Here is a 6,073-nt window from a genome sequence, read left to right as displayed (position 1 = left end):
GTCAACACACCCTAAGCATATGTGTTTATAGGCTAAAAATCCTACTGGTCATTTATTGAAAGACGTTGTAAAATACAGCGCTTGAAATTTTATATTTTCATTGTGGTTCTCCCGGCTTTCGGGTAGAATTCGGTCTCCTTTTGTTTGGACAGCTTCCATAGTCCAAACCAACTATAATAGGTAGTGGTTTAATGAAAACTCTCAGCGCTAAGCCAGCTGAAGTTCAACACGACTGGTACGTTGTTGATGCTTCTGGCAAAACTTTAGGTCGTCTCGCGACTGAAATCGCTCGTCGTTTACGCGGTAAGCATAAAACTTCTTATACTCCTCACGTTGACACTGGTGATTACATCGTTGTTATCAATGCTGAGCAAGTTCAAGTGACTGGTAACAAATCACTTGACAAGAAATACTATCGCCATACTGGTTTCCCTGGTGGTATTCGTGAAACTAATTTTGAAAAATTAGTTGCTCACAAACCAGAAGAAATTTTCCAACGCGCTGTAAAAGGCATGTTGCCAAAAGGTCCTCTTGGTTATGCAATGATCAAAAAAATGAAAGTGTACGCTGGTACTGAGCATCCACATACTGCTCAACAGCCACAAGTTTTGGACATCTAAGGGATACAGCACATGGCTACTAACTATGGTACAGGTCGCCGTAAGACCGCAACTGCACGTGTTTTCCTATCTGCTGGTACTGGTAAACTCGTAATCAACAACCGTTCTTTAGAACAATACTTCGGTCGTGAGACTGCTCGTATGGTTGTTCGTCAACCTCTAGAGCTTCTTGAAGCGACTGAGAAATATGACCTTTACATCACTGTTGCTGGTGGTGGTATCGGTGGTCAAGCAGGTGCTATCCGTCACGGTATTACTCGTGCACTGATCGCTTCTGACGAAACTCTTAAACCTGCTCTTCGTCAAGCTGGTTTCGTTACTCGTGATGCTCGTGAAGTTGAACGTAAGAAACTTGGTTTACGTAAAGCTCGTAAACGTCCTCAATTCTCTAAACGTTAATTCGTTTACCGAATCGGACAAAAAACCCTGGTGTATAACCAGGGTTTTTTTATGGCTTGAAAATGACCACTTAATAATATCTTTATTGTCATTGTTCATGCACATCCTTACCCCATACCCCTTCATGACACCAGAAGGATTTGGTCAGATAATAATTCGCAACACCGATGATAATAAACAGAATTATTAAGCCAAAATTCATGATCATGTTGTTCTGCTCCTTTCATTTTTTTCTCTACTCTACCCTGCCTTAATCCAATTGGCTTTTTATGCTTCGTGCTTTTTAGGTTGATTTTTAGTATCCTAGTCTATTCATTAGAACTTAATCAGGATTTATGTCAGTCGAAAGCGCGCCACTTCAAGGACTCACCTTATATAGCCATGCCGATGACTTTCGTTCCCATTGGATTCGCTACGTACTTGCTGAAAAGCAGATTAAATACAACCTGATCCTGGTCGATAGCGATGATGAAGATCTGGCCAGCCTCAATCCTTATAACCATCTGCCCATGCTGATTGAAAATGATTTAAAATTGTTCAATACCAGCATCATTTCCGAATATATTGATGATCGTTACCGCCAGAACAAGCTCTATGCAGATGCCCCCATGCCTCGTGCGGAACAGCGGCAATATATCTGGCGTTTTGAAAATGACTGGCTCAAACTGGCAGATATCATGCTATGCCATCCGGATACTCTGGACGCTGCAGCCAAAGTGAAGGCTCAAAAACAGTTGCATGATATCCTGATTTCATTAACGCCCCTGTTCCAGCATTTTCCTTATTTTATGTCGGAACAATTCAGCATCTTAGATTGTATGCTGGCTCCCATTTTCATTCGACTCAAAAGCATGGGAGTAGAATTACCTCGACAACAATGTCGTCCATTTTATTTATATTGCCAACGAGTTTTTAGCCGTCCTGCATTTGCAAAATCCATGACCTTGCAGGAAAAAAACCGCTACCAAGAGCAAATCAAACCTGTAGAGAAACATCATGTCTGAACAAGAATTCAACTTAAGTCCTACCCGTCCCTATATGGCACGTGCAATCTATGAGTGGATTTGCGATAACAATATGACGCCTTATCTGCTGGTCGATGCTACACGTCCAAATACTATGGTACCCGAGCAGTTTATTAAAGATGGCCAGATTGTCCTGAATATTGTGCCGCATGCAGTTCATGCGCTGAATATGGATAACGAAGCCATCACCTTCTCAGCACGTTTTGGTGGTGTATCACGTGATATCTATGTACCGATGACAGCAGTCCTCGGAATCTATGCACGTGAAAATGGTCAAGGATTATTCTTTGATCCAAATGAATATGAGCATACACAAAGTGATGAAGATGCTTTAAAATCAAGCACTGAAGAACAGCCTGAACCCGCAAAGAAAAAACCAACCCTAAGGTTATTAGATTAAAAATAATGGAGTAAGTGAATGGCTTTTGATTTAGTACAATATTTTGTTGAACAGATAGAAACTCAAAAGCCTGAGCTTCTACAAGGCTATACAAAAGAAGAAAGACGTAAATATATTTCAGAAATCAATGCTCTCACTTTAGGCAAACTGATTAGCGAATGGCGCAATAATCCGCAAAAAATTTATAATGAAATCAAACACCCAGATGAACTCTATATTCTGGAAATTGCCCGTCACCTGACTACCCGAGTGGAAAACAAGTCAACTTTACCAAAACCTAAGCTGGAACAGCTCACGTCTGAAATTTTCCATTTTCAGCTGACTGAATTGAAGCAGTTACATGATACTGGCAATCATAATCAGACCAGTATCCAAGAGCTGCTGAAAGGACAAATTGAACATTTGTCTGGACAGGCAGATGATTGGGTTTGGACAACAAATAACCTAACAGAACTCAAAGGCTCTAAACCAATTCATGAAGAAGAGCTATCATTAGAAGCATCAATGAAGGAGTTTAGCCAAATGGTTCATCAAAATAGCCAGCATCATGATGTTGAAGAAGTTGCTGTTGTAGAAACACCAACCTGGGCAAAAATCGTTGAGCCAGTGGTTGCGCTTGCGATTCTTTGGGTACTGATTGAAGCAGTATTACGTGTATTTGCGTAAATACTTCAACCTCAAAAATTCAGTTTTACTAAAAGCCAATAAGATATTGGCTTTTTTTATTCTTTAAATTTATCAGGGGAATGAAGTGAATCTATTTTTTTTAACTGAAATTTTTACCTAATTAGTTCCATAATCTATTTAAAATATTTTGTTACATCTTTTAGATTAAGGTGAGATTATAGATCAAAAAATAATCACAAAATCACTTCACATATCCTTAAATAAAAAGATAAACGCATCACATAATTAAAAAGTATAGGTTAAAAATTAAAAACTAAAGTAAACCATTAAATTTTATATGGTTTTTATTTCAATTGTAATTTACTCCCCCATTTTTATAATGAATTTGAATGAAAAAGATAATATTCGAACTTCATTAAATACAACTATCGCATCAACTATTTTTATAACAGGGAAATAATTATGGCTAAGGTAACCTTAGATACACTTACAGACATTGATGGTTTCGTTGCTGCAGCATTAGCTGATGGTGAAAGCGGCTTGGCTTTAGCAACTCAAGGTGGTGGCAATATCGATCTTGAACTTGCAGCAGCCGGCAATACAGAAGTGGTTCGCGCAAAACGCCGTGTAGCGAATTCATTAAACCTGAATGACTCGATTGAAGATATTCTGATTACGCTGGGCAAGCAATATCACCTCATTCGCCCACTCGAAAAGAATAACAATGTATTCCTGTATCTTGTACTGGATTGCTCCAAAGCAAACCTGGCTATGGCTCGTCATGAGCTTAAATCTTTTGAACAAGGTTTAGACTTCAGCTAATACACAGTTTTCCCCTTTATTTCATGCAATAAAGGGGATCCTTATGCGCTTCACCCAATAAAATATAAACTTTAATCGAGACTTAAAATGCATAGGCATTATATTCATATTGGAATAGCAGGTTTAAGTATTCACGATGCAGATGAGCTAAAAAAAACTTTACAACACATCACTCCTGACCATTTTATCCTGCAATGGAACACTGCTTCCGATCCTCATCTCGATTGCCTGTTGGTGTATGAATACTTTCTTGAAACAGAAGGTATTCAACGTGTTCTCAAAAACCAAAAATGTCCTTATTTATGCATCTCTAAAAATGATCTATATTCGAACCAGATTATAAATAATACGCTTACTTTACCCCTGCAAAACACACAAATTCTCAAGCACTGGTTTGAGCAAAATGTTCTTAATTCAGAAATTACCTCAGAAATAGAAGAACCTATATTTTCAAGCCACGTTCAGATCCAGCAATCTTCTGAGCATCCCTATACAATTAACTTTTTTAAAGAGATGCTGCATCCTGAAAAAGGTAAATTACATCTCTATGACCGGCATGGCACCATTGCCATTATTGACTCAGCAAAAAACCTGGCCTGGTTAAACAAAGACCGAGCTGAAACGGGCACAGACTTTTCTTTTCAATATGACTTCGCATCCACTAGTGACCTTTTAAAAGTGACACGTAGAGAAACACAGATTCTACAGGACTGGTTATGGAATTTTTTCTGGAACTCGCCTAGTTTTGCTCAGATCGCGCCTGAAGATGGTCACTACAAAATTCATTACTGGCCAAAGCCAGCTCATCCGCTGCATAAAAAACGTATTTTTCAGATATCTGCCTGTTTTATTCAAGGCGCTAAAATTTCAAAAATTGCTGAACAACATGCAATTCCTTTACTCACGCTTCGACAATTTATCACAGCCAGCATGGCTTCAGGCAATATTGAAAAAATTAATGCTTGGGAAAGTCGCTATCGCACCACTGAGCCAGTTGAAAAAACTGAACAGCAAAATTTCATTAAAAGCTTTTTTGGAAAGCTTCGATTTAAATTTGGATTTTAATAAAGTAAATACTTATGATTTTACAACAATATAAAATTGTTTTTGCGGGCTCCATGGGCGCAGGTAAAACAGCCGCGATACGTTCCTTATCTGATATTCCAGTGTTACTCACTGAGGCACTGAATACTGACGACCGCAGCCATACAAAAATGGAAACCACTGTAGGAATCGATTATGGTGAGATCACATTAGAAGATGGAACCAAAATTGGCCTATATGGGACGCCTGGACAAAGTCGCTTTGACTTTATCTGGCCTGTCATCTGTCAGGGCGCTCTAGGCGCTATTATTCTCATCGATCATACAGTGAATGATCCAATCCAGGAACTGGAAAGCTATATCGAAGTATTCCAGGAATATACCAATAATATTGCCATTGGGATTACGCATAGTGATCTTGAAAGCCCTCATTTTACCCAGATTTATAAGGACTGGCTGATCCAGCAGGATCTCTATACTCCCCTCTTTTTTGTAGATGCTCGTCAAGAAGATGACATCTTGCTTCTCTTAGAAGCCCTTATTACTTCAATCGAAGTCAACCATAACCTCATGAGCTAAGGATTAAAGCATGCTTACTATACAAGAAAGACGTCAAGCCCCGGAAGCCCTCGTTCAGCATGCCAAACAGCAAATTCAGGAGATCATTAGCAATGTTCGTGGCGTATATTATGTAATGGTCTGCTCAACAGATGGGTTTGAATTGGCCACAATTCATAAGAAAGATAACTATAACAACAGCAAGCTGGCTGCTGTGAGTAGCTCGATTTTAGCGATGGTTTCTGCATTTACTAAAGAGATCCATCTTACTGGCTGTCAGAGCATTACTTTGGATGCAGAAAATGGTAAAGCCATTTTGACAGCGGTTGCAGCACCGAAACACCCTCTTATTCTGGTCACTTTAGCCGAAAAAGATATTTTATTGGGTCAAGCATTGTATATGCTAAAGAATGCAACACAGTCCATTATCGCGGCAGATCAATAAGCAGATCAGTAATAACTAGATTCAAAAAAAGCTTAAATTGAATTTAAGCCTTTTTATTTTAACTTTATTGAAAATACACGCATAAAAAAAGCCCCCTGCGTGAGCAGAGGGCTTTTAGGAATAATGAGCTGGCG

At 39.0% G+C, this 6,073-nt stretch carries 9 protein-coding genes; all 9 read left to right on the top strand.

All coding sequences use genetic code 11. The features are described from left to right. The first annotated feature begins 191 nt into the window (after nt 1–191). The 9 genes from rplM to G5T77_RS15925 all read left to right on the top strand — a co-directional run bounded on the left by rplM (nt 192) and on the right by G5T77_RS15925 (nt 5,939). Complete coding sequence (gene rplM, locus G5T77_RS15965; RefSeq protein WP_004785249.1) at nt 192–620, top strand: 50S ribosomal protein L13; 429 nt, start codon at nt 192–194, stop codon at nt 618–620. 12 nt (nt 621–632) lie between these two features. After that, nucleotides 633–1,019 carry a 30S ribosomal protein S9 gene (gene rpsI, locus G5T77_RS15960; RefSeq protein WP_004785251.1) on the top strand — a complete coding sequence of 129 codons (387 nt, stop codon included), beginning with the start codon at nt 633–635 and terminating at the stop codon, nt 1,017–1,019. Between the two features lie 335 nt (nt 1,020–1,354). Further along, nucleotides 1,355–2,023, top strand: a complete 669-nt coding sequence (locus tag G5T77_RS15955) for a glutathione S-transferase N-terminal domain-containing protein (protein ID WP_004785255.1) — start codon at nt 1,355–1,357, stop codon at nt 2,021–2,023. Continuing rightward, a complete protein-coding gene (locus tag G5T77_RS15950) occupies nt 2,016–2,444 on the top strand; it encodes a ClpXP protease specificity-enhancing factor (protein WP_166135403.1) in 429 nt (142 codons plus the stop codon). Before G5T77_RS15955 ends, G5T77_RS15950 begins: the two co-directional genes overlap by 8 nt. A gap of 18 nt (nt 2,445–2,462) precedes the next feature. Beyond that, nucleotides 2,463–3,110 carry a hypothetical protein gene (locus G5T77_RS15945; RefSeq protein WP_166135406.1) on the top strand — a complete coding sequence of 216 codons (648 nt, stop codon included), beginning with the start codon at nt 2,463–2,465 and terminating at the stop codon, nt 3,108–3,110. Nucleotides 3,111–3,533: 423 nt separating this feature from the next. After that, nucleotides 3,534–3,893 (top strand): roadblock/LC7 domain-containing protein, encoded by a 360-nt coding sequence (locus G5T77_RS15940; protein ID WP_166135409.1) that lies wholly within the window; start codon nt 3,534–3,536, stop codon nt 3,891–3,893. An 87-nt stretch (nt 3,894–3,980) separates the two neighbouring features. Next, nucleotides 3,981–4,958: a hypothetical protein gene (locus tag G5T77_RS15935; protein WP_166135412.1), complete on the top strand. Its 978-nt coding sequence runs from the start codon at nt 3,981–3,983 to the stop codon at nt 4,956–4,958. A 14-nt stretch (nt 4,959–4,972) separates the two neighbouring features. Beyond that, the gene (locus tag G5T77_RS15930) at nt 4,973–5,515 is read left to right on the top strand and encodes an ATP/GTP-binding protein (RefSeq protein ID WP_004785264.1); all 543 of its coding nucleotides are present in this window, start codon (nt 4,973–4,975) and stop codon (nt 5,513–5,515) included. 10 nt (nt 5,516–5,525) lie between these two features. Next, nucleotides 5,526–5,939, top strand: coding sequence for a roadblock/LC7 domain-containing protein (locus G5T77_RS15925; protein ID WP_004785266.1), 414 nt, complete (start codon nt 5,526–5,528; stop codon nt 5,937–5,939). Nucleotides 5,940–6,073: the final 134 nt, after the last annotated feature.

This window comes from Acinetobacter sp. GFQ9D191M, from assembly GCF_011174875.1.
Classification (GTDB): Bacteria; Pseudomonadota; Gammaproteobacteria; order Pseudomonadales; family Moraxellaceae; genus Acinetobacter.
This window is presented reverse-complemented; position numbering and strand designations above follow the sequence as displayed.

Coding starts and splice junctions, on each gene's coding strand:
- rplM (WP_004785249.1), top strand. CDS start 192: ATGAAAACTCTCAGCGCTAAGCCAGCTGAAGTTCAACACGACTGGTAC.
- rpsI (WP_004785251.1), top strand. CDS start 633: ATGGCTACTAACTATGGTACAGGTCGCCGTAAGACCGCAACTGCACGT.
- G5T77_RS15955 (WP_004785255.1), top strand. CDS start 1,355: ATGTCAGTCGAAAGCGCGCCACTTCAAGGACTCACCTTATATAGCCAT.
- G5T77_RS15950 (WP_166135403.1), top strand. CDS start 2,016: ATGTCTGAACAAGAATTCAACTTAAGTCCTACCCGTCCCTATATGGCA.
- G5T77_RS15945 (WP_166135406.1), top strand. CDS start 2,463: ATGGCTTTTGATTTAGTACAATATTTTGTTGAACAGATAGAAACTCAA.
- G5T77_RS15940 (WP_166135409.1), top strand. CDS start 3,534: ATGGCTAAGGTAACCTTAGATACACTTACAGACATTGATGGTTTCGTT.
- G5T77_RS15935 (WP_166135412.1), top strand. CDS start 3,981: ATGCATAGGCATTATATTCATATTGGAATAGCAGGTTTAAGTATTCAC.
- G5T77_RS15930 (WP_004785264.1), top strand. CDS start 4,973: ATGATTTTACAACAATATAAAATTGTTTTTGCGGGCTCCATGGGCGCA.
- G5T77_RS15925 (WP_004785266.1), top strand. CDS start 5,526: ATGCTTACTATACAAGAAAGACGTCAAGCCCCGGAAGCCCTCGTTCAG.